Origin of the sequence: Streptomyces triticirhizae (assembly GCF_003696235.1) — a bacterium.
GTDB lineage: Bacteria > Actinomycetota > Actinomycetes > Streptomycetales > Streptomycetaceae > Streptomyces > Streptomyces triticirhizae.
The window spans coordinates 17,443-38,495 of sequence record NZ_RFFJ01000038.1 but is presented as its reverse complement, the minus strand read 5'-3'; the positions used below and the strand labels follow the sequence as shown (position 1 = coordinate 38,495).

Here is a 21,053-nt window from a genome sequence, read left to right as displayed (position 1 = left end):
TGCGAGCGGTCGTCGGGCGAGCCGCCGCGCGAGCGGCCGACCGGGGCCGACGCGCCGCGCCGCGACCGGCGGCGGGCGCGGCGGCACGACCGGGAGATTCTCGCCCTCGCGCTGCCCGCCTTCGGCAGCCTGGTCGCCGAGCCGCTCTTCCTGATGGCCGACAGCGCCATGATCGGCCATCTGGGCACCGCCCAGCTCGCCGGACTCGGCGTCGCCGCCGCCCTGTTGACCACCGTGGTCAACGTCTTCGTCTTCCTCGCCTACGCCACCACCGCCTCGGTCGCCAGAAGCGTGGGCGCCGGCGACCTCCCCACCGCCATCCGGCGCGGCATGGACGGCGTCTGGCTGGCCCTGCTGCTGGGCGTCGCGCTGGTGGCGGTGCTCGTTCCGCTCACCCCCGCCGTCGTCGACGCCTTCGGCGCCTCCGCGACGGCGGCCCCGCACGCCGTGAGCTATCTGCGGATCAGCGCGCTCGGCATCCCCGCGATGCTGATGGTGCTGGCCGCGACCGGGGTGCTGCGCGGACTCCAGGACACCCGCACCCCGCTGCTGGTGGCGCTCGGCGGCTTCGGCGCCAACATCGCGCTCAACGCGCTCCTCATCTACGGCCTCGACCAGGGCGTCGCCGGCTCCGCCTGGGGCAGCGTGATCGCCCAGTGGGGCATGGCCGCCGTCTATCTGCGGGTGGTGGTCAGGGGCGCCCGCGCCCACGGCGCCGACCTGCGGCCGAGCGCGGCCGGGCTGCGGTCCAACGCGCGGGCCGGCGTTCCCCTGCTGGTGCGGACCCTCTCGCTGCGCGCCGTGATGCTGATCGCCACGGCCATCGCCGCGCGGCTGGGCGACGCGGACGTCGCGGCGCACCAGATCGCGCTGACCATCTGGACCCTGCTCGCCTTCGCGCTGGACGCGGTCGCCATCGCGGGTCAGGCGATCATCGGCCGGTATCTCGGCGCCGCCGACCGGGCCGGCGCCCGGGAGGCGTGCCGCCGGATGGTCTGGTGGGGCGCGGTCGGCGGGGCGGCGCTCGCGGTGCTGCTGATCGTGGCGAGCCCGCTCGCCCTGCGGCTGTTCACCGGCGACCACGAGGTGCGCGAACAGCTTCTGCCCGTGCTCCTGGTCATGGCCGTGACCCAGCCGGTGGCCGGCGTGGTCTTCGTGCTGGACGGGGTGCTGATGGGCGCGGGCGACGGGCGGTATCTGGCGGGCGCCATGCTGCTGACGCTGCTGGTCTTCGCGCCGGTGGCGCTGCTGGTGCCCGTGCTGGGCGGCGGCGTGACCGCGCTGTGGGCCGCCATCGCCGGGCTGATGATGGGCACCCGGCTGCTCACCCTGGGGCTGCGGACCAGGACGGGCCGCTGGATGGTGACCGGCGCCTCCCCGGCCTGAGCCGGCCCCCTACGCCGACCCCGAACAGCCACGGAACGCACGGAACGCACGGAGGCCGCGTCCCGGCAGCCGCGAGGGCGACCGGGACGCGGCCCGTGGAGCCACGCCAACGCCCCGCTCGGGGGCGTCACACGACGTTACTTGGCGGCGTCCACCGTGATGCCCACGTTGGCCACGACCTCGGGGTGCAGCCGGACGGAGACCCGGTGCGAGCCCAGGCTCTTGATCGGGGTGCCCAGCTCGATGCGGCGCTTGTCCACATCGGGGCCACCCGCGCTCTTCACCGCCGTGGCGATGTCGGCCGGGGTGACCGAGCCGAAGAGCCGCCCGCCGGAGCCGGCGCGCACCTTCAGCCGGACGGTGACGCCCTCCAGCTGGGCCTTCACGTCGTTGGCCTGCTCGATCGAGGCGATCTCGCGGATCTTGCGACCGCGACGGATCTGCTCGACGTCCTTCTCCCCGCCCTTGGTCCAGCGAATGGCCACACCACGGGGGAGCAGGTAGTTACGGGCGTACCCGTCCTTCACCTCGACGACGTCGCCGGCCATGCCCAGGCCGGAGACCTCATTGGTCAGGATGATCTTCATGACGCGTCATACCATCCTTTCCGGTCAGCGAGCGGTCGAGGTGTAGGGCAGCAGCGCCATCTCACGGCTGTTCTTGACGGCCGTGGCGACATCGCGCTGGTGCTGGGTGCAGTTGCCGGTGACCCGGCGGGCACGGATCTTGCCACGGTCGGAAATGAACTTCCGCAGCAGGTTCGTGTCCTTGTAGTCAACGTAGGAGATCTTCTCCTTGCAGAACACGCAAACCTTCTTCTTCGGCTTGCGCGCGGGCGGCTTCGCCATCGTCTTTCTCCGGTGATCTCAAAAGAAGTTGGGTGCTTGGGTCGAACGCACCGCGCTCAGAACGGGGGCTCGTCCGAGTAGCCGCCGCCACCGCCGCCCCAGCCGCCACCGCCGCCGCCCTGCTGGCCGCCGCCCGCGGGAGCGCCGGTCGCCCAGGGGTCGCCCCCCGGCGCTCCGCCGCCCTGCTGGCCGCCGCTTGCGGGACCGCCCTGGCCTCCGCCGCCGCCCCAGCCGCCACCGCCCTGCTGGCCACCACGGCCGGCGGTCCTGGTGACCTTGGCCGTCGCGTTCTTCAGGCTGGCGCCGACCTCGTCGACCTCCAACTCGAAGACCGTGCGCTTGACGCCCTCACGGTCCTCGTAGGACCGCTGCTTGAGCCGGCCCTGGACGATGACGCGGGTGCCCTTGGTGAGCGACTCCGCGACGTTCTCCGCGGCCTGGCGCCAGACCGAGCAGGTGAGGAAAAGACTCTCGCCGTCCCGCCACTCGCTGGTCTGCCGGTCGAAGATCCTCGGCGTGGACGCGACACGGAACTTCGCGACCGCCGCACCGGATGGGGTGAAGCGCAGCTCGGGGTCATCGACCAGGTTGCCGACGACCGTGATGACGGTCTCGCCTGCCATTGGGGGTACCTCTCGGCGGGGGTTAACTGCTGTTGCTGCGATGATGACTCATGGCACTGACAGTGGTGACCGCGTGCGGTCACCGGCGTCCATCGGCCCACGTTCTCGGCTGAGTTGATGCCGTTCCGACGCCCTTCACGACGACGCCCCGGGGGGCGCGCCACGGGCGTTCGACCTCGACTGATGCCTCGGTTGTCGCGTCGATCCGCTGGATCAGCGCGTGAGCGGCCGCAGGACCTTGGTCCGCATGACCGACTCGTTGAGGTTCATCTGCCGGTCGAGTTCCTTGACGACATCGGGCTCGGCCTGGAGGTCGATCACCGAGTAGATGCCCTCGGGCTTCTTGTTGATCTCGTAGGAGAGACGGCGACGACCCCAGGTGTCGACCTTCTCGACCTTGCCGTTGGCCTCGCGGACCACGGACAGGAACGACTCGATCAGGGGAGCGACGGAACGCTCCTCAAGGTCGGGGTCGAGGATCACCATCACCTCGTAGTGACGCATACGTGAACCCACCTCCTCTGGACTCAGGCGGCCACGGGCGTTCCGTGGCAGGAGGGTCGTGATGCGGTCCACCCCCGGTCGGAGAACCGGGCGCGGACAGTACACCGTACCCGCATCCCGCCTTCCGGTTGAAATCCTCCCGGAGAGCGCTGCAATCTGGATAGATAGGGACGAAAGCCAACGAAGGGTCTCTTATGACTCAGGCAGCACACCGCGGTCCGTTCGCCCACACCGTCGGTTCCCTGCTGAACACCGATGGCCGAGCGCACCCCAGGGAGAACGCGCTCGCCTCGATCACCCTGCTGCTGGGCCTGATCGCGGCGATCACATCGATCTTCTCCGGACTGCATGTGATCAGCAGCTGGACGGGGCTTGCCGGTCTTCTGATCGGCGCGGTCAGCCAGTTGATCTCCGCGACCACGGGTCAGCGCTTTGTGACCGTGATCGGCATGGGCGCGGCCGGGGTCGGTCTCTATCTGGGGCTCTCCCACGGCGGGCTCTTCCCGGGCTGGCCCGGCTGAGGGGGCGCCGCTCGCGGGAGCACCGCCGGGGAGCGGGGCGGGAGGCGGGCGCCGGCGCGCCACGCGTGCGCGCCGAGCGCCACCGCGCCGTCCCCGGGGGCCCGCCGCGCCGTTAGGCTTCCGGGCGAGACGCTGCGTTTGACGCCCAAGGAGCGCCCGCATGAGCCTGACCCTGAGGACCATCAGCCGCGACGAACACCTCGCGTACATCCGCTCGCTCCCGTCGGCCAGCCATATGCAGGTTCCGGCCTGGGGCGACGTCAAGGCTGAGTGGCGCTCGGAGTCGCTGGGCTGGTTCGACGCCGGCGGGCGCCTGGTCGGCGTCGGGCTGGTGCTCTACCGTCAACTCCCCAAGCTGAAGCGGTATCTGGCCTATCTTCCCGAGGGGCCGGTGATCAACTGGTACGCGCCGAACCTGGAGGAGTGGCTGCGCCCGATGCTGGCGCACCTCAAGCGGCAGGGCGCGTTCTCCGTCAAGATGGGCCCGCCGGTGGTGATTCGGCGATGGAGCGCGGCGGCGATCAAGGCGGGCATCCAGAACCCCGAGGTCAAGCGGCTGCGGGACGTCGAGGCGACCTCTCTGGAGCCCAAGGCGTTCGAGGTCGCCGACCAGTTGCGGCGCATGGGCTGGCAGCAGGGCGAGGACGGCGGCGCCGGCTTCGGCGACGTGCAGCCGCGCTATGTCTTCCAGATCCCGCTGCGCGACCGGTCGTTGGACGATGTGCAGAAGGGCTTCAACCAACTCTGGCGCCGGAACATCAAGAAGGCGGACAAGGCCGGTGTCCAGGTGGTCAGGGGCGGCTTCGACGACCTGCCGGCCTGGCAGCGGCTCTACGAGGTCACGGCCGAACGTGACCGGTTCCGCCCGCGTCCCCTGATGTACTTCGAGCGGATGTGGCGGGTTCTGAACGAGGAGGAGCCCGACCGCATGAGGCTCTACTTCGCGCTCCACGAGGGCGAGCCGGTCGCCGCCGCGACCATGCTGATCGTGGGCGGCCATGTGTGGTATTCGTACGGTGCCTCGGCCAACCACAAGCGGGAGGTCAGGCCCTCCAACGCGATGCAGTGGCAGATGCTGCGCGACGCCCACCAACTCGGGGCGCACGTCTACGACCTGCGGGGCATCGGCGACTCGCTGGAGGACACCGACCATCTCTTTGGCCTGATCCAGTTCAAGGTGGGCACGGGCGGCGAGGCGGCGGAGTATCTCGGTGAGTGGGACTTCCCGCTCAACAAGCTGCTCCACAAGGCGCTCGACATCTACATGTCGCGGCGCTGACCCGGCCGGCCCTCCCCCCGTCACCACCGTCCGCCGACCCACCACCTGACCCGCCAGCCGATCCGCCAGACAGCCCCGCCAGCCGACTCACCGAGCAGACACCCAGCAGCCATCCAGCAGCCACCGCAGAACTTCAGCGGAACAACAGTAGAAAGGGTCACCCCGGCCATGGCGCTCACCCTTTACGTCGAGACCGACCGCTGGCGGGCGCACCAGCGGTCGGTCGTCGCCGACTTCCCCGGTCTGGTTCCCGTGTGCAAGGGCAACGGCTACGGCTTCGGCCATGACCGGCTGGCGGAGGAGGTCTCCCTGCTGGAGCTGGACATGATCGCGGTGGGGACCACCTACGAGGCCGCCGCCATGAAGGACCGCTTCAGCGGCGACATTCTCGTTCTCACGCCCTACCGCCGCACCGAGGAGCCGGTGCCGCTGCCGGACCGGGTGGTGCGTTCGGCCTCGTCCGTGGACGGCGTCTACGGGCTGGTCGGCTCGCGGGTGGTGGTCGAGGTGATGAGTTCGATGAAGCGCCACGGCGTGACCGAGCGCGACCTGGGCAAGCTGCACGCCGCGCTCGACGACGTCCGTCTTGAGGGCTTCGCGATCCACCTGCCGCTGGACCGCACCGACGGCAGCGACGCGGTGGAGGAGGTCATCGGCTGGATGGACCGGCTGCGGGCCGCTCGGCTGCCGCTGGACACCATGTTCGTCAGCCACCTCAGCTCGCGCGAACTGGCGCGGCTGCGGCAGCAGTTCCCACAGACCAGGTTCCGGGCCCGGATCGGCACGCGGCTCTGGCTGGGCGACCACGGCGCGACCGAGTACCGGGGCGCGGTGCTCGACGTCACCCCGGTCGCCAAGGGGGACCGCTTCGGCTACCGGCAGCAGAAGGCGCCGGGCGACGGCTGGCTGGCGGTGGTGGCCGGCGGCACCTCGCACGGGGTCGGCCTGGAGGCGCCCAAGGCGCTGCACGGGATGACCTCGCGGGCCAAGGGGATGGCCAGGGCCGGGCTGGCGACGGTCAACCGGAACCTCTCGCCGTTCGTCTGGGACGACAAGCAGCGCTGGTTCGCCGAGCCGCCGCACATGCAGGTGTCGATCCTGTTCGTGCCGGCGGACGCCAAGGAGCCCAAGGTGGGCGACGAGTTGAAGGCGATCCTGCGGCACACCACCACCCAGGTGGACCGCCTGACGGACCGCTGAGCCGCCCGGCCACCGCCGCCCCGTCGCCGGAACGCCCCGTCGCCAGAACCACCCGACGCCGGAACGCCCCGCCACAGGACCCGTGCGAACGGGCCGGCCAGCACCGGCCCCCGCCCGGCCCCTGAAACGGCGGCAGCCCCGGAAACGGGCCGGGGCTGCCGCTGGGGGTCGGGTCACGCCGCGCGTGACGCCGGGGTGGGTCGTCTCAGCTGTCGACCTCGCCACGGATGAACTTCTCGACGTTCTCCCGCGCCACGTCGTCGAAGTACTGCACGGGCGGGGACTTCATGAAGTACGAGGAGGCGGAGAGCACCGGGCCGCCGATGCCACGGTCCTTGGCGATCTTCGCCGCGCGCAGCGCGTCGATGATCACGCCGGCCGAGTTCGGGGAGTCCCAGACCTCCAGCTTGTACTCCAGGTTGAGCGGCGCGTCGCCGAACGCCCGCCCCTCAAGCCGCACATAGGCCCACTTGCGGTCGTCCAGCCAGGCCACGTAGTCCGACGGGCCGATGTGCACGTTCTTCTCGCCGAGGTCCCGGTCGGGGATCTGGGAGGTGACGGCCTGGGTCTTGGAGATCTTCTTGGACTCCAGCCGGTCGCGCTCCAGCATGTTCTTGAAGTCCATGTTGCCGCCGACGTTCAGCTGCATGGTGCGGTCCAGGATGACGCCCCGGTCCTCGAACAGCTTGGCCATCACGCGGTGGGTGATGGTGGCGCCCACCTGCGACTTGATGTCGTCGCCCACGATCGGGACGCCGGCCTCGACGAACTTGTCGGCCCACTCCTTGGTGCCGGCGATGAAGACCGGCAGAGCGTTGACGAAGGCGACCTTCGCGTCGATGGCGCACTGCGCGTAGTACTTGGCCGCGTCCTCGGAGCCGACCGGCATGTAGCAGACCAGCACGTCGGCCTTGGTGTCCTTGAGCACCTGGACGACGTCGACCGGCTCGTCGTCGGACTCGACGATGGTCTCCCGGTAGTACTTGCCCAGACCGTCGTGGGTCTGCCCGCGCTGCACGGTCACGCCGGTGGGGGGCACGTCACAGATCTTGATGGTGTTGTTCTCGCTGGCGCCGATGGCATCGCTCAGGTCGATGCCGACCTTCTTGGCGTCAACGTCGAAGGCGGCCACGAACTCGATGTCCGAGACGTGGTAGTCGCCGAACTGGACGTGCATCAGACCCGGGACGCGGCTGTCCGGGGCGGCGTCCTTGTAGTACTCGACGCCCTGTACCAGCGAGGCGGCGCAGTTGCCCACGCCAGCGATGGCTACGCGAACCGAACCCATTCCGGTTGCTCCCTGTTGTGTGTTCTCGACGTGACCCCGCTCCGTCGCGGGGGGATTAGTTGGTGCTGTCGTCGGACGGATCGGGGCGTGCGCGCTCCCGCGCGCCTCCCAGGCCGCGCTGTTCGCGCTGCTCCTGTCCTTCCCGCTCGCTCTCGATCAGCTCGTTGAGCCAGCGGACCTCACGCTCCACGGACTCCATGCCGTGACGCTGCAACTCCAGGGTGTAAGCGTCCAGCTTCTCCCTGGTGCGGGCCATGGAGGCCCGCATCTTGGCGAGACGCTCCTCAAGCCGACTGCGGCGGCCCTCCAGGACGCGCATCCGCACGTCCCGCGAGGTCTGACCGAAGAAGGCGAAGCGCACCCCGAAGTGCTCGTCCTCCCAGGAGTCGGGGCCGGTCTGCGCGAGCAGCTCCTCGAAGCGCTCCTTGCCCTCGGCCGTGAGGCGGTAGACGATCCTGGCACGACGGTTGGACAGCGGCGTGGCACGGGGGTCGTCCGGATCGCGGCCCGACTCCTCGGCCAGCCAGCCCTGTTGGACCAGCGCCTTGAGGCACGGGTAGAGGGAGCCGTAGCTGAAGGCACGGAAGACGCCGAGCGAGGTGTTGAGCCGCTTGCGCAGCTCGTACCCGTGCATCGGGGCCTCGCGCAGGAGGCCGAGTACGGCGAACTCCAGAACGCCTGAACGCCGGCTCACCCGGGAGGTCACCTCCGTCCGCATCGTTGTGCCTTGCCTTACCTGTCCGCGCCTCCACAAGGAGGCTCGTCCGTCCACATCCGGGCGATACTCGCAGCGGTGCTCGCCCCGATGCATTGAACCGATGTATCAGCTCGATACATCGCAAAGATAGAACGCCGGGGAGATGTCGGCAAGCGCGGGGATGGTGAAGGGGGTCACATCTTTAGTTCACCGTCAGGGTAATGTCCCAATTGCCTACTCTGGCAAGAAAGATGGCTTTTGGCGCTGCGTAGTCTGGGCCCGTGCGGATCAGCCCAACGGGGAACCTTGCGGAGCGCGATGACGTCTCCGTGCTAGGTGACGTGCGCCCGAACGTGGAATCAGGTCGCACGCCGGGGGATCGGGCCACCAGAAGTACCCGCCGTCCACAGGCAGGGATGTCTGTCCTAGGAGTAGCTGCCCCATGAGCGAGCACCGTCGCAAGCCGCCGCAGTCGCGTGGTCGCCGGGCCGCGTCGTCCGGCCATCGCGCCGAGCCGCCGCCCGCCCCCCCCTCGGCCCCGGACGCTCCGCCGGGGGTGCCCGAGCCGCGCGCCTACGGCAGCCGCGCCGAGGCCAGAAGGGCCGCCCAGCGCGGCGGCGGAGGACGCCGCCGCGCCGCCAGCGCGTCCGAGGGCGCCACGGGCGGCGGGCGGCGGAGGCGGGCCGAGCCCAGAGGGCGGAAGCGGCTGATCGACTATCCGCGCGCCAACAAGCACGGGCTGCGCCGCTGGGTGCCCTCCTGGAAACAGGTGCTCGGCTCGGCGGTCGCGTTCTTCGGCCTGCTGGTCGGGCTGGTCGGGCTGGCCTACGCCCTGACCGAGATCCCCGACGCCAACGAGCTGGCCCAGCAGCAGAGCAACGTCTACTACTGGGCCGACGGCGAGCGGATGGTGGTCTCCGGCGGCGAGGTCAACCGGCAGAACATCCCGTACGAGGACATCCCCGAGGCGATGCGGGACTCCGTGGTGGCGGCCGAGAACGCCACCTTCTGGGAGGACTCGGGCATCGACCCGATGGGCATCGGCCGGGCCGTGCTCAACATGGCCAGGGGCGGCGAAGTCCAGTCGGGCTCGACCATCACCCAGCAGTTCGTCAAGAACATGTACCTGACACAGGACCAGACGCTGGAGCGCAAGGCGCGCGAGCTGCTGCTGTCCATCAAGGTGGGTGCGGAGCGCTCCAAGGAGGAAATCCTGGAGGGCTACCTCAACACCTCCTACTACGGCCGGGGCGCCCACGGCATCCAGGCCGCCGCGCAGGCGTACTTCGGCGTGGACGCCACCGATCTCGACCCGAGCCAGTGCGCCTTCCTCACCAACCTGCTCAAGGGGCCGGGGCTCTACGACCCGTACGGTGCCACCGGCGAGATCGACGAGGCCAACCTCGAACGCGCCCAGGAGCGTTGGCAGTACGTCCTGGACCGCCGGGTGGAGGTGGGCAACCTCTCCCAGGCCGAGTACGAGGAGATCAACGAGTTCCCCGAGGTGCGTGAGCCCACCCCCGCGATGGAGAAGGAGGGTCAGATCGGCTATCTGACCACCCTGGTGGACAACTACCTCATCGCGAACGACATCCTCAGCGAGGAGGAGCTGGCCAAGGGCGGCTACCAGATCCACACCACCTTCGACCGTCAGATGATGGACCAGATGGAGCAGGCCGTCACCCAGGTCGAGGAGGAGTACATCGACCCCGAGGCCCGCCCCGAGGACCGGCACGTGCAGTTCGGCGCCGCCTCGGTGATCCCGGGCGACGGCGCGATCGTGGCGATCTACGGCGGCGCCGGCTACCCCGAGCACTATGTGAACAACGCCGACGCGCCCAACGCCCAGGTGGGCTCGACGTTCAAGCCCTTCGTGCTGGCGGCGGCGATGCAGGAGGGCATCCGCGATCCCGAGGGCGGCCCCGAACAGAGCCGCGAGGACCGCATCCAGCTCTCGCCCGAGAGCGTCTACCTCAGCGAGGACCGCCTCCAGATCAACAAGTACAACGGCGATCCACTGCTGGTCGAGGACGAGGAGACCGGCGACGACGTCGAGTGGTTCCAGGCCAACTTCGAGGGCAGGTCCCAGGGCGAGGTGACGCTGCGGGAGGCCATGGAGGTCTCCGCCAACACGCCGTTCGTCCAGCTGGGCATGGACATCGGCCCCAGCACCGTCAGCCAGGTGGCCCAGGACGCCGGCCTGTTGGAGTCCAGCCTCGGCCCGGCCGACGACTCGGTGCCGTCCTTCGCCCTGGGCGTCTCCACGCCGGGGCCGATCCGGATGGCCACCGCCTACGCCACCTTCGCCGCCAGCGGCGAGCGGGCCGACCCCTACTCGGTCGTCTCGGTCGTCAAGCCCGACGGTTCCACCTGGGAGCACGAGACCGCGACCGAGCGGGCCATCGAGGCGGCGGTCGCCGACAACGTGACCGACGTGCTCACCGACGTGGTGGAGAGCGAGCAGGGCAGCGGCCACCGAATCGTCGAGGAGGGCTTCGACAAGCCGGTGGCGGGCAAGACCGGCACCACCGACGACAACAAGAGCGCGTGGTTCGTCGGTTACACCCCGCACCTCTCGACCTCCGTCGGCATGTGGCGCATCGCCGACGACGCCGAGGACCTCGCGGAGGGCGAGGAGGCCGGCTTCATGTCGATGCGCGGCACGGCCGGCATGGAGCGGATCAACGGCTCCAGCCTTCCCCTCTCCGTCTGGCTGGCCTTCATGAAGGAGGCCACCGCCGACGACGAGCCCACGGAGTTCCCGGAGCCGCCGGAGATCGGGGAGACCATCTGGGGCGGTGGCGCGGAGAGCCCGCCGCCGGTGCCGACGGAGACGCCCGACGCCCCGGACCCGACCGAGGAGGAGGAGCCGGACCCGGAGCCCACCGAGACGGAGCCCGACCCGGAGCCCACCGAGCCGGAACCCGACCCGGAGCCCACCGAGCCGTGCCAGATCTGGGACCCGAACTGCGAGACCGCCGGCCAGGACGGCGGGCAGGACGCGGGCCAGGACGCCGGGGCCGACCAGGGCGGCGGGGAGAACGGCGGCAACGTCGGAACCGACCAGGGCCAGGACGCCGGACAGGACAACGGCGGCGGGAACGGAGACAGCGGAACGCTCTGGGGCCAGGGCTAGCGAGGCTCCCCATCGAGGGCCGGGCATGGGCAGGGACCCATGACCCGGCCCTCGGTCGTTTCCCGCCACGCACCCGGGTCCCGGCCAGCCGGGCGGGGCCACGCGCCGCACGCCCGACCCGCCCTCCGCCCCCCGTGGCGCCCGTGCGGCAGGATGGGCCCCATGGCGCATCCCCACGAGTCGACCGTCGTTCACCCCACCGCCCAGGACGAAGTGGCGGCGGCGGGCAGCGAGTTGATCGGGGGGCCCGTCGGCCGGCGGGCGGTCCAGGGCGGCGGCTGGTGGAGCCCGGTGCGGGTGATCGCGCTGATCGCGATCGGGATGTTCGCCCTGGGGATGGTCCAGAAGGCCCCCTGCTACGAGGAGTACTGGTTCTACGGCGCCACGGGCCAGTACACCCACGCCTGCTACTCCGACATCCCGCACCTCTACAGCTCGCGCGGCTTCGCCGAGGGACAGATCCCCTACTTCGACAGGCTGCCCGACTCGGTCTCCGGCGGCATGGAGTACCTGGAATACCCCGTGCTCACCGGGTTCTTCATGCAGGTCGCCTCCTGGCTCACCCCGGGCGGCGGCGGGATGCGCGAGGCCCAGCTCTACTGGATGATCAACGCGGGGCTACTGTTGGTGTGCGCCGTGGTGATCGCCGTCTGCGTGACCCGGCTGCACCGCAACCGCCCCTGGGACGGCCTGCTGGTCGCGCTGGCCCCCGCCCTGGCGCTCAACGCCACCATCAACTGGGACCTGTTGGCCGGCGCGCTCACCTGCGCCGGCCTGCTGCTGTGGTCGCGCAACCGGGCCGGATGGGCCGGCGTGCTGATCGGCCTGGCGACGGCGGCCAAGCTCTATCCGGCGCTGCTGCTGGGCCCGCTGCTGGTGCTCTGCTGGCGCGCGGGACGCTGGCGGGAGTTCGGTGTCGCCACCCTGGGCGCGGTGGGCGCCTGGCTGGCGGTCAACCTTCCGGTGCTGCTGCTGGCCCCGGAGGGCTGGTCGAAGTTCTACACCTTCAGCCAGGACCGCCCGGTGGATGTGGGCTCGTTCTGGCTGATCATCTCCCAACGGGCCGACACCGCACTGGAGGCGGTCAACACCTACGCCATGGTGCTGATGGCGCTCGGCTGCGCCGGGATCGCGCTGCTGGCCCTGAGCGCTCCCAGACGGCCCCGGCTGGCCCAACTGGCCTTTCTGGTCGTGGCGTTGTTCGTCCTCACCAACAAGGTCTACTCGCCGCAGTATGTGCTCTGGTTGATCCCGCTGGCCGTGCTGGCCCGCCCCCGCTGGCGGGACTTCCTGGTCTGGCAGGCGTGCGAGGTGCTCTACTACCTCGGGATCTGGATGTATCTGGCCTACCGCCACGGGGAGGACCAGCAGGGGCTCTCCGTCGGCGGCTACCAGTTCGCCATCCTGCTGCACCTGGTGGGCACCGCCTACCTCTGCGCCATGGTGGTGCGCGACGCCCTCCGGCCCGAGCACGACCCGGTGCGCCGGGACGGCTCGGACGACCCGGGCGGCGGGGTGCTCGACGGCGCGCCCGACTCCTTCACCCTGCGCCGCCGGCGGGCGATCCCGCCGGCGGCCCCCAACGCCTATGTCGCCTGGGGCACTTCCCGGCCGGCCGCTCCACCGCCCCCCGTTCCCTCCCGGCCCGATCGCACCTGGCCGCCGCAGACCACGAACGACGTTTCACGTGAAACCTGAAAGACAGCCGCAGCCGGAAGGACAGCCGCAGGGCGCCTCCGTCATCCGGGACCTCCGAGGGCTGCTGCGCGGCAGCGGCTTCCGCCGACTCCTCACGGTGCGGCTGCTCTCCCAGTTCGCCGACGGCGTCTTCCAGGTGGGGCTCGCCACCTATGTGGTCTTCGCCCCGGAGCAGGAGACCAGGCCCACGGACATCGCGGCGGCCATGGCCGTACTCCTGCTCCCCTACTCGCTGTTGGGGCCCTTCGCGGGCGTGCTGCTCGACCGCTGGCGCCGACGCCAGGTGCTCCTCTTCGGCAACCTGCTCCGCTGCGGGCTGGTCGTCGCGACCTGCGCCCTGATCCTGGGCAGCGCCCCCGACTGGCTCTTCTATCTGTCGGCGCTGCTGGTCACGGCGGTGAACCGCTTCGTCCTGGCCGGCCTCTCGGCGGCCCTGCCCCGGGTGGTCGAGGAGGAACGGCTCGTGGTCGCCAACTCCCTCTCCCCGACGGCCGGCACGCTCGCGGCCACCGTGGGTGGGGGCGCCGCCTTCGTCGTTCAACTGCTGGCCCGCTCCCAGGGCGCCAAGGACACGCTGGCGCTGCTGCTGGCGGCGGCGATCTACCTTCTGGCGGGACTGTCCGCGCTGCGGCTGGGCCGGGACCAGCTGGGCCCGAGCGACGCCTCCCTGGGGCGGGACCTGCGGGCCGCTCTTGTCACCACCGGCCGAGGGCTGGTCGCCGGCCTCCGCCATCTCCGCGAACGTCCCCTCGCCGCCGGGACGTTGACGGGGGTGGGGCTGATGCGGTTCTGCTATGGCGCGCTGCTGGTGACCGTGCTGATGCTCTGCCGCTACGCCTGGAACGAAGGCGGCGACGAGGGCGTCGCGCTGCTGGGCGTGGCCGTGGGAGTCTCCGGCGCCGGCTTCTTTGTGGCGGCCCTGATGACGCCCTGGCTGGTGGCCCGCCTGGGACGGCTGGGCTGGTATGTCTGCTGCGCGCTGTCGGCGGCGGTGCTGGTTCCGGCGCTGGGCCTCTCGTTCCGGCCGGCGCCCATGCTGGTGGCGGCGTTTGTGCTGGGGCTGGTCTCCCAGAGCGCCAAGATCGTCACCGACACCGTGGTGCAGGCGTCGGTTCTGGACGCCTTCCGGGGGCGGGTCTTCTCGCTCTACGACATGCTCTACAACATCGCCTTTGTGGGAGCGGCCGGGGTGGCAGCGCTGATACTGCCCTCCGACGGCCGCTCCCCGGCGTTGCTCTGCCTGGTCTCCGCCATCTATCTGCTGACCGCCGCGCTGATCCACCGGCTGCGACGGCGCACTGTTTCACGTGAAACGGCGACGAGCGCGGCGGGTTGAGCGCCGAGGTCGAGGGAGCCGTGCGCGCGGCACGGCGCTCAACTCTGCTCGGCCCACCACTCCTTGAGCGCCGCCTCGGCGGCCTCGCGCCCCAGCGGCCCCTTCTCCAGGCGGAGTTCCAGCAGGAACCGGTAGGCCCGCCCGACATCGGGCCCGGGCGGCAGCCCCAGGATCTCCATGACGTCGTTGCCGTTGAGATCAGGGCGGATGGCGTCCAACTCCTCCTGCTGCTTGAGGCGCTCGATGCGCTCCTCCAGGCTGTCGTAGGCCCGGGAGAGCGCCTGCGCCTTCCGCTTGTTCCGCGTGGTGCAGTCGGAACGCGTCAGCTTGTGCAGCCGCTCCAACAGCGGCCCGGCGTCCCGCACATAGCGACGCACGGCCGAGTCGGTCCACTCGCCGGTCCCATAGCCGTGAAACCGCAGATGCAGCTCCACCAGCCGTGAGACGTCCTTGATCAGCTCGTTGGGGTACTTGAGCCGGGCCATCCGCTGCTTGGTGAGCTTGGCGCCGACGATCTCGTGGTGGTGGAACGAGACCCGCCCGTCGCCCTCGAACCGACGGGTCTTCGGCTTCCCGATGTCGTGGAGAAGCGCCGCCAGCCGCAACACCAGGTCCGGCGGGCCGTCCTCCAGGTCGATGGCCTGCTCCAGCACGGTCAGGCTGTGCTCGTAGACGTCCTTGTGCCGGTGGTGTTCGTCGCGCTCCAGGCGCAGGGCGGGGATCTCGGGCACCACCCGGTCCGCCAGGCCGGTCTCGACGAGCAGCGTGATCCCCTGGCGGGGATGCGGGCTCAGCAGCAGCTTGTTCAGTTCGTCGCGCACGCGCTCGGCGGAGACGATGTCGATCCGCTCGGCCATCCCCCTCATCGCCTCACGCACGGGCTCGCTCACCGTGAAGCCCAGCTGCGCGGCGAACCGGGCCGCGCGCAGCATCCGCAGCGGATCGTCCGAGAAGGACTCCTCGGGGGTGCCCGGGGTGCGCAGCACGCGCCGGGCGAGGTCGGCGAGACCGTTGTGAGGGTCGACGAACTCCTTCCGCGGCAGCGCCACGCCCATCGCGTTGACGGTGAAGTCCCGGCGCCGCAGATCCTCTTCGAGGGAGTCGCCATAGACGACCTCGGGCTTGCGGGAGTCCCGGTCGTACGCCTCGGAGCGGTAGGTGGTGATCTCCAGCTGGTACTCCCGACGCACGGAGGCGTCGCCGCCCGAGGGGGCGCTCTTGCGGCAGCCCACGGTGCCGAACGCGATGCCCACGTCCCAGACGGCATCGGCCCAGGGCCGCACCAGCCGCAGCACATCCTCGGGGCGCGCGTCCGTCGTGAAGTCGAGATCGTTGCCGAGCCGACCCAGAAGCGCGTCGCGTACCGAACCCCCCACCAGCACCAGGGTGAACCCGGCCTCCGCGAAGCGGGTGGCGAGATCGTCGGCGATGGGGGAGACCCGCAGCAGCTCCCCCACGGCCAGCTGCTGCGCCTGGCTCAGCTCGGATGTGGCTTGGCGGGCGTTGGTGTCTTTCCTGTCGTTCGGCACAACAGCACAGGGTACGTGCCCCGGGTCGTCGGGCGCCGTCTCCGGGGGCCGGGGGAGCGGCCTATCCATGGCGTTCGCACGCGTCGATCATCGTTACCATGAAGGCGCGTTGAGGGCTGGGGACGGACCCCGGGACAGCGGGGACGAGAAGGAACGGGGCTGACGCGTGCCAGAGATGGCGGAGACACCATCGTCCCGCTCCGGTGGCGACCGGCGCGGGAAGCTCCTCGGGCGTCGTGGGCGCCGGCTCTTCGGACTCCTCGCCGCGCTGCTGGCCACCGTTCTCTCCAGCGGGCTCGGACCGGCCTCGGCGGCCAGCGCACCGCACGCCCGGACGCAGACCAACGAGGGCTCCACGGCCACCGTCGCCCTCACCGAGGTGAGCCCGAAGGCACCGGAGGAGGACGACACCCTCACCCTGCGCGGGACCGTCACCAACGAGGGCGAGTCCGCCATCCTGAACAGCTCGGTGGCCGCCCGCCAGGGCGTCCTCCTGGAGAGCCGCGCCGCCCTCGACGAGTCGATGGCGCTCACCGAGTTCAGCCTCGACACCGACGGCCCCATCGTGCAGGGGCACAGCCAGGACATCGGCACCGTGCAGCCGGGCATGTCCCGGACGTTCTCCCTCCAGGTGCCGGTCTCCGCGCTCTCCCTCGGCGCTGACGGGGTCTACCAGGTGGGCGTGACGCTCACCGGGCAGACCGAGGACGGCCAGTGGGACCGGATTCTCGGCATCGACCGCACCGTGCTGCCCTGGGCGCCCTCGGGCTCCGTCGAGGGCCCGGGGACGCGCCTCACCTTTCTGTGGCCGCTCGTCTCCCGCACCCATCTGACCGCCCAGACCGGCGCCAACGAGGAACAGACCCCCGCCTTCCGGGACGGCTCCCTGTTGGAGGAGATCTCCCCCGGCGGCCGCCTCCACCGCATGGTGACGCTCGGCGCCGACCTCCCGGTCACCTGGGTGATCGACCCCGACCTGCTCGCCTCCGTGGACGCCATGGTCGAGGAGTACCAGGTCTACGAGGGCGACGAGTTGGTCGCCGGCGACGGCCAGCAGGAGGCCAGGGCCTGGCTCGGCGCCCTCCAGGACGCGGTCAGCGGCGACGAGGTGGTGGCCCTCCCCTACGGCGACCCCGACCTCGCGTCCCTCGCGCACCAGGGGCGGGAGGTCCAGGGCGCGCTGCGGCAGCTGGCCACCGCCACCGAGACGGCGGCCGTGACCGTCGACACGGTGCTGAAGGTCGAGCCGACCACCGACTTCGCCTGGCCCGTGGAGGGCGCGATCGACCCCTCGATCGTCTCGGTGGCCACCTCCGCCGGTGCCCACCACGTCATCGCCCGGAGCGACAGCCTGCGCGACGACGGCCTCGCCCACACCCCCTCGGCCGCCCGCCCCATCGGGGACGGCAACACCGCCGTGGTCGCCGACGCGACGCTCTCCACCCTCTTCACCGAGGACATGAGCAGCACCAGCAACGCGGCCATGGCCGGCCAGCAGCTCCTCGCCCAGACCTTCGCCATCGCCCGGCAGCAGCCGGAGAGCGAACGGAACCTGCTGCTCGCGCCCCAACGGATGCCGACCGGGGACCAGGCCCAAGCGATGGCCGACGCCATCCGCGGCCTCCAGGAGGACGCCGACTGGATCTCGTTCGAGCACCTGAGCGCCACGGCCGCCGCCCAGCCCGACCCCGCCGCCAACCAGCGGGTGCCGAGCGCCGACGAATACCCGTCCCGGCTGCGTCAACAGGAGCTTCCCACCAGCGCGTTCCAGACCATGCGGGAGACCCAGCGGACGCTGGAGGACTTCATGGTCATCCTGACCGAGCCCGACCGGGTCGAGTCCCCCTTCGGCAACGCCATCCGCCGCGAGATGTCCACCTCCTGGCGCGGCCACGAGTCGGACGCGGCCGCCTACCGCTTCGCCGTGCAGAACGGCCTGGAGGCCCTGACCGACCGGGTCAGCATCATCCAGAAGTCCCCGATCACCCTCTCGGGCCGCAGCGCCACCATCCCCGTCACGGTGGAGAACAACCTGGTCCAGGACGTCCAGGGCCTTGAGCTGCGGCTGACCTCAAGTCGCCGGCTGGGCCTGGAGGTCAGCGAAACCCAGCAGATCGCGGTGGGCGGCGGGCACAGCCAGACGGTGAAGTTCTCCACCACGGCGCGGGCCAACGGCCGCACGTTCCTGGAGGCCCGTCTCTTCACCACCGAGGACCAGAAGGCCTACGGGGAGCCGATGCGCTTCCAGGCCAGTGTCACCTCCTACACCCCCCGGGTGCTCATGGTGATCGCCGGCGGCCTGCTGCTGGTGGTGCTCGCCGGAATCCGGATGTACACCCAGCGCAGGCGCGCGGCCCGGGAGGCCGAGGCGTCCGAGGTGTCCGAGGCGTCCGAGGCGTCCGAGGCGTCCGAGGCGTCCGAGGCGTCCGAGGACAACGCCCCGGCGGGTGAGAGCGACTCCGACACCAACGACGGCGACGCCGGCACCCCGTCCAGGGGTGAGAGGCTGGACCCCGACGAGTGAGCCGGAGTCCGGACCGTGAACCTAAGGGGTAGCGATGCAAGCGCCGTATGACCGTGAACGCGGCCAGGCGCCGGACGGCGGTGACCCGTCCGGCTGGTCGGAGAACGCCCCGGACCAGGGCGGCCAGCAGTACGCGCAGCCGCCCCACCCGGGTTACGACCAGCACCCCGGCTACGGCCAGCAGGACGGCTACCCCCCGCCCGCCCAGCCGGCGGGCCCGCCCCCGGGCCAGCACCAGCAGCACCCGGGCTACGACCCCTATCTCGCGGACAGCTACCAGCACGACCCGTACGCCGACCGCGACCCGCTGGCCCAGGACCCGGTGGGGGAGGCGCTCTACGACCGCACGGCCCACCCCCCGCCGCCGAACGCGGCCGGCCCGCACGGCTATCCGGCGCGGCCACCCGTCGACCAGCCCTACCAGGACCCCCGGTGGGCGCCGGGCCAGCAGTACGACGCCGGCCCGTCGCCCTACGGGCAGCAACCCCAACCCCCGCAGGCCGGCGGCCAGTTCGGCGGCCCCGCCGACCTGGCGGGCCAGCCCGGCGGCTATCCGTCGGCACCGGCCGAGCAGCCGAGGACCGGGCAGCCGGACGACGCGTTCGCCTACCTCTTCCGCGACCAGCAGCACCCCGGCGCGGGCCCCGCCCGGCCCGGCCCCGAGCCGTATCCCGGGCAGCCCCCGCATCCCCAGCACCAGCACCAGGCGCCCCCGCCGGCCAGCCCGCCCGTCTCGCCGCCGCCACCCGCCGCGGCGCCGGCGCCCGCTGCCGACCCCACGCCGGCGCCCGAGTCCCCCAGCGGCGGTCGGGCCAGCAGCATCCTCAGATCCAGCGCGATAATGGCCGCCGGCACGCTGGTCTCCCGGATCACCGGGTTCGTTCGCCAGCTGGTGATCGTCGCGGCCCTCGGGGCCGCCGTGCTCGGCGACACCTACACCGTCGCCTGGGCCCTGCCCTCGATGATCTACTTCCTGATCATCGGCGGCGGCCTCAACTCCGTCTTCGTCCCCCAGCTGGTGCGGGCGATGAAGGACGACGAGGACGGCGGCGACGCCTACGCGAACCGGCTGTTGACCCTGGTCATGGTCGCCCTGGCCGCCCTGGTCGTGATGGGCATGGTGGCCGCGCCGCTGCTGGTCCGGATGCAGACCGCCAAGTTCGCCAGCGACCCGGCGGCCAACGAGCTGACCATCACGTTCGCCCGCTACTTCCTGCCCACCATCTTCTTCACCGGCGTGTACACGGTGCTGGGGCAGATCCTCAACGCGCGGGACCGCTTCGGCGCGATGATGTGGACCCCGGTCCTCAACAACATCGTGGTGATCTTCACCTTCGGGATGTTCCTCTGGGTCTACGGGACGCAGCGCAGCTCGGAGATGTCAGTCTCCACCATCACGCCCGAGGGGGTCCGGCTGCTGGGCATCGGCACCCTGCTGGGCCTGGTCGTGCAGGCCGGAGCCATGCTCCCCTACCTCAGGGCCGCCGGATTCCGCATCCGGCCCCGCTTCGACTGGCGCGGCCACGGCCTGGGCAAGGCGGCCCGGCTGGCCAAGTGGACCGTGCTCTTCGTCCTCGCCAACCAGGCCGCGCTGATCGTCGTCACCCAGTTCGCGACCTGGGCCGGCGACAACGCCAGCGCCGCCGGATTCCCCGGCACCGGCTTCACCGCGTACAACAGCACGCTGCTGATCTGGCAGATGCCCCAGGCCATCATCACCGTCTCCGTGATGGCCGCGCTGCTGCCGAGGCTCTCCCGTTCCGCCGCCGACAACGACACGGCGGCCGTCCGGGACGACCTCTCCCACGGGCTGCGCACCTCGGCCGTGGCCATCGTGCCGATCAGCTTCGTCTTCCTCGCGCTCGGCATCCCGATCTGCACCCTGCTCTTCAACTCCGCCGGCAGCGAAGCCGCCCGGTCCTTCGGGTACATCCTGATGGCCTTCGGCCTCGGGCTGATCCCCTACTCCGCCCAGTACGTCGTGCTGCGCGCCTTCTACGCCTACGAGGACACCAAGACGCCGTTCTACAACACGGTCGTGGTCTCGCTGACCTGGATCGTGCTGTCGACGTTGAGCTTCGTGGTGCTCCCCGACCGGTGGGTGGTCGCGGGCATCGCCTTCGGCTACGGGCTGGCCTACGCGTTCGGCGTGGTGGTCGCCTGGCGCCGGCTGCGGCAGCGGATGCGCACCGACCTCGACGGCGCCCGGGTCGTCCGCACCTACATCAGGCTCTGCGGCGCGTGCATCCCGGCGGCGGCGCTCGGCGGCCTCGTGGGCCTCATGGTGCTGAACGCCCTGGGGCAGGGCCTGCTGGGCTCCCTCGCGGCGCTCGGCGCCGGCGGACTGCTGCTGCTGGCCGTTTTCTATCTGGCGGCGCGTCGAATGCGCATCCAGGAGATGACGGTTCTGGTCGGCATGGTCCGCAGCCGCCTGGGGCGCTGACCTCGTGACTCGCGGAGGACCGGCACCACCGGTCGCGGTCG

Annotated in this window: 16 protein-coding genes; 9 read left to right on the top strand and 7 right to left on the bottom strand. The window is 71.0% G+C overall.

Annotation, left to right across the window (positions count from 1 at the left end; genetic code table 11):
- Positions 1-96: 96 nt before the first annotated feature.
- Positions 97-1,386: an MATE family efflux transporter gene (locus tag EBN88_RS09900; RefSeq protein WP_233580572.1), complete on the top strand. Its 1,290-nt coding sequence runs from the start codon at positions 97-99 to the stop codon at positions 1,384-1,386.
- A gap of 137 nt (positions 1,387-1,523) precedes the next feature.
- Here EBN88_RS09900 and rplI read toward each other — a convergent pair whose 3' ends face one another.
- The 4 genes from rplI to rpsF form a co-directional block, all read right to left on the bottom strand.
- The gene (gene rplI / locus EBN88_RS09895; protein WP_122183435.1) at positions 1,524-1,973 is read right to left on the bottom strand and encodes a 50S ribosomal protein L9; all 450 of its coding nucleotides are present in this window, start codon (positions 1,971-1,973) and stop codon (positions 1,524-1,526) included.
- Between the two features lie 24 nt (positions 1,974-1,997).
- Positions 1,998-2,234 carry a 30S ribosomal protein S18 gene (rpsR, locus tag EBN88_RS09890; RefSeq protein ID WP_003978893.1) on the bottom strand — a complete coding sequence of 79 codons (237 nt, stop codon included), beginning with the start codon at positions 2,232-2,234 and terminating at the stop codon, positions 1,998-2,000.
- A gap of 56 nt (positions 2,235-2,290) precedes the next feature.
- The gene (locus EBN88_RS09885; RefSeq protein ID WP_122183434.1) at positions 2,291-2,857 is read right to left on the bottom strand and encodes a single-stranded DNA-binding protein; all 567 of its coding nucleotides are present in this window, start codon (positions 2,855-2,857) and stop codon (positions 2,291-2,293) included.
- 213 nt (positions 2,858-3,070) lie between these two features.
- A complete protein-coding gene (rpsF, locus tag EBN88_RS09880; protein WP_122183433.1) occupies positions 3,071-3,361 on the bottom strand; it encodes a 30S ribosomal protein S6 in 291 nt (96 codons plus the stop codon).
- A gap of 194 nt (positions 3,362-3,555) precedes the next feature.
- Between rpsF and EBN88_RS09875 the strand changes: the two genes are divergently transcribed.
- The 3 genes from EBN88_RS09875 to EBN88_RS09865 all read left to right on the top strand — a co-directional run bounded on the left by EBN88_RS09875 (position 3,556) and on the right by EBN88_RS09865 (position 6,361).
- Positions 3,556-3,882 (top strand): hypothetical protein, encoded by a 327-nt coding sequence (locus EBN88_RS09875; protein WP_122183432.1) that lies wholly within the window; start codon positions 3,556-3,558, stop codon positions 3,880-3,882.
- A gap of 160 nt (positions 3,883-4,042) precedes the next feature.
- Positions 4,043-5,161, top strand: coding sequence for a lipid II:glycine glycyltransferase FemX (locus EBN88_RS09870; RefSeq protein WP_122183431.1), 1,119 nt, complete (start codon positions 4,043-4,045; stop codon positions 5,159-5,161).
- A gap of 168 nt (positions 5,162-5,329) precedes the next feature.
- Positions 5,330-6,361: an alanine racemase gene (locus tag EBN88_RS09865; RefSeq protein ID WP_122183430.1), complete on the top strand. Its 1,032-nt coding sequence runs from the start codon at positions 5,330-5,332 to the stop codon at positions 6,359-6,361.
- Positions 6,362-6,566: 205 nt separating this feature from the next.
- Here EBN88_RS09865 and EBN88_RS09860 read toward each other — a convergent pair whose 3' ends face one another.
- Positions 6,567-7,649, bottom strand: coding sequence for an inositol-3-phosphate synthase (locus EBN88_RS09860; protein ID WP_122183429.1), 1,083 nt, complete (start codon positions 7,647-7,649; stop codon positions 6,567-6,569).
- Positions 7,650-7,704: 55 nt separating this feature from the next.
- On the bottom strand, positions 7,705-8,343 hold the full coding sequence (locus tag EBN88_RS09855) for a PadR family transcriptional regulator (RefSeq protein WP_122183439.1): 639 nt from the start codon (positions 8,341-8,343) through the stop codon (positions 7,705-7,707).
- A gap of 445 nt (positions 8,344-8,788) precedes the next feature.
- Between EBN88_RS09855 and EBN88_RS09850 the strand changes: the two genes are divergently transcribed.
- From EBN88_RS09850 to EBN88_RS09840, 3 genes are all read left to right on the top strand, one after another.
- Complete coding sequence (locus tag EBN88_RS09850) at positions 8,789-11,482, top strand: transglycosylase domain-containing protein (protein ID WP_122183428.1); 2,694 nt, start codon at positions 8,789-8,791, stop codon at positions 11,480-11,482.
- A 153-nt stretch (positions 11,483-11,635) separates the two neighbouring features.
- Complete coding sequence (locus EBN88_RS09845; RefSeq protein ID WP_122183427.1) at positions 11,636-13,180, top strand: glycosyltransferase family 87 protein; 1,545 nt, start codon at positions 11,636-11,638, stop codon at positions 13,178-13,180.
- A complete protein-coding gene (locus EBN88_RS09840; protein ID WP_233580571.1) occupies positions 13,170-14,516 on the top strand; it encodes an MFS transporter in 1,347 nt (448 codons plus the stop codon). Before EBN88_RS09845 ends, EBN88_RS09840 begins: the two co-directional genes overlap by 11 nt.
- Before the next feature lie 38 nt (positions 14,517-14,554).
- On the opposite strand, the gene EBN88_RS09835 is transcribed toward EBN88_RS09840, so the two are convergent.
- Entirely contained in the window at positions 14,555-16,045 is a 1,491-nt protein-coding gene (locus EBN88_RS09835) for a CCA tRNA nucleotidyltransferase (protein ID WP_456114798.1), read from the bottom strand.
- A 175-nt stretch (positions 16,046-16,220) separates the two neighbouring features.
- On the opposite strand from EBN88_RS09835, the gene EBN88_RS09830 reads away from it, so the two are divergent.
- Both EBN88_RS09830 and murJ read left to right on the top strand, forming a co-directional pair.
- Positions 16,221-18,569 carry a DUF6049 family protein gene (locus tag EBN88_RS09830; protein WP_122183424.1) on the top strand — a complete coding sequence of 783 codons (2,349 nt, stop codon included), beginning with the start codon at positions 16,221-16,223 and terminating at the stop codon, positions 18,567-18,569.
- 34 nt (positions 18,570-18,603) lie between these two features.
- A complete protein-coding gene (gene murJ, locus EBN88_RS09825; protein ID WP_122183423.1) occupies positions 18,604-21,012 on the top strand; it encodes a murein biosynthesis integral membrane protein MurJ in 2,409 nt (802 codons plus the stop codon).
- The last annotated feature ends 41 nt before the right edge of the window (positions 21,013-21,053 follow it).

What these genes read in the sequence shown, in the direction of transcription:
- rplI (WP_122183435.1), bottom strand. Translation starts at nt 1,973, where the DNA reads ATGAAGATCATCCTGACCAATGAGGTCTCCGGCCTGGGCATGGCCGGC.
- rpsR (WP_003978893.1), bottom strand. Translation starts at nt 2,234, where the DNA reads ATGGCGAAGCCGCCCGCGCGCAAGCCGAAGAAGAAGGTTTGCGTGTTC.
- EBN88_RS09885 (WP_122183434.1), bottom strand. Translation starts at nt 2,857, where the DNA reads ATGGCAGGCGAGACCGTCATCACGGTCGTCGGCAACCTGGTCGATGAC.
- rpsF (WP_122183433.1), bottom strand. Translation starts at nt 3,361, where the DNA reads ATGCGTCACTACGAGGTGATGGTGATCCTCGACCCCGACCTTGAGGAG.
- EBN88_RS09875 (WP_122183432.1), top strand. Translation starts at nt 3,556, where the DNA reads ATGACTCAGGCAGCACACCGCGGTCCGTTCGCCCACACCGTCGGTTCC.
- EBN88_RS09870 (WP_122183431.1), top strand. Translation starts at nt 4,043, where the DNA reads ATGAGCCTGACCCTGAGGACCATCAGCCGCGACGAACACCTCGCGTAC.
- EBN88_RS09865 (WP_122183430.1), top strand. Translation starts at nt 5,330, where the DNA reads ATGGCGCTCACCCTTTACGTCGAGACCGACCGCTGGCGGGCGCACCAG.
- EBN88_RS09860 (WP_122183429.1), bottom strand. Translation starts at nt 7,649, where the DNA reads ATGGGTTCGGTTCGCGTAGCCATCGCTGGCGTGGGCAACTGCGCCGCC.
- EBN88_RS09850 (WP_122183428.1), top strand. Translation starts at nt 8,789, where the DNA reads ATGAGCGAGCACCGTCGCAAGCCGCCGCAGTCGCGTGGTCGCCGGGCC.
- EBN88_RS09845 (WP_122183427.1), top strand. Translation starts at nt 11,636, where the DNA reads ATGGGCCCCATGGCGCATCCCCACGAGTCGACCGTCGTTCACCCCACC.
- EBN88_RS09830 (WP_122183424.1), top strand. Translation starts at nt 16,221, where the DNA reads ATGGCGGAGACACCATCGTCCCGCTCCGGTGGCGACCGGCGCGGGAAG.
- murJ (WP_122183423.1), top strand. Translation starts at nt 18,604, where the DNA reads ATGCAAGCGCCGTATGACCGTGAACGCGGCCAGGCGCCGGACGGCGGT.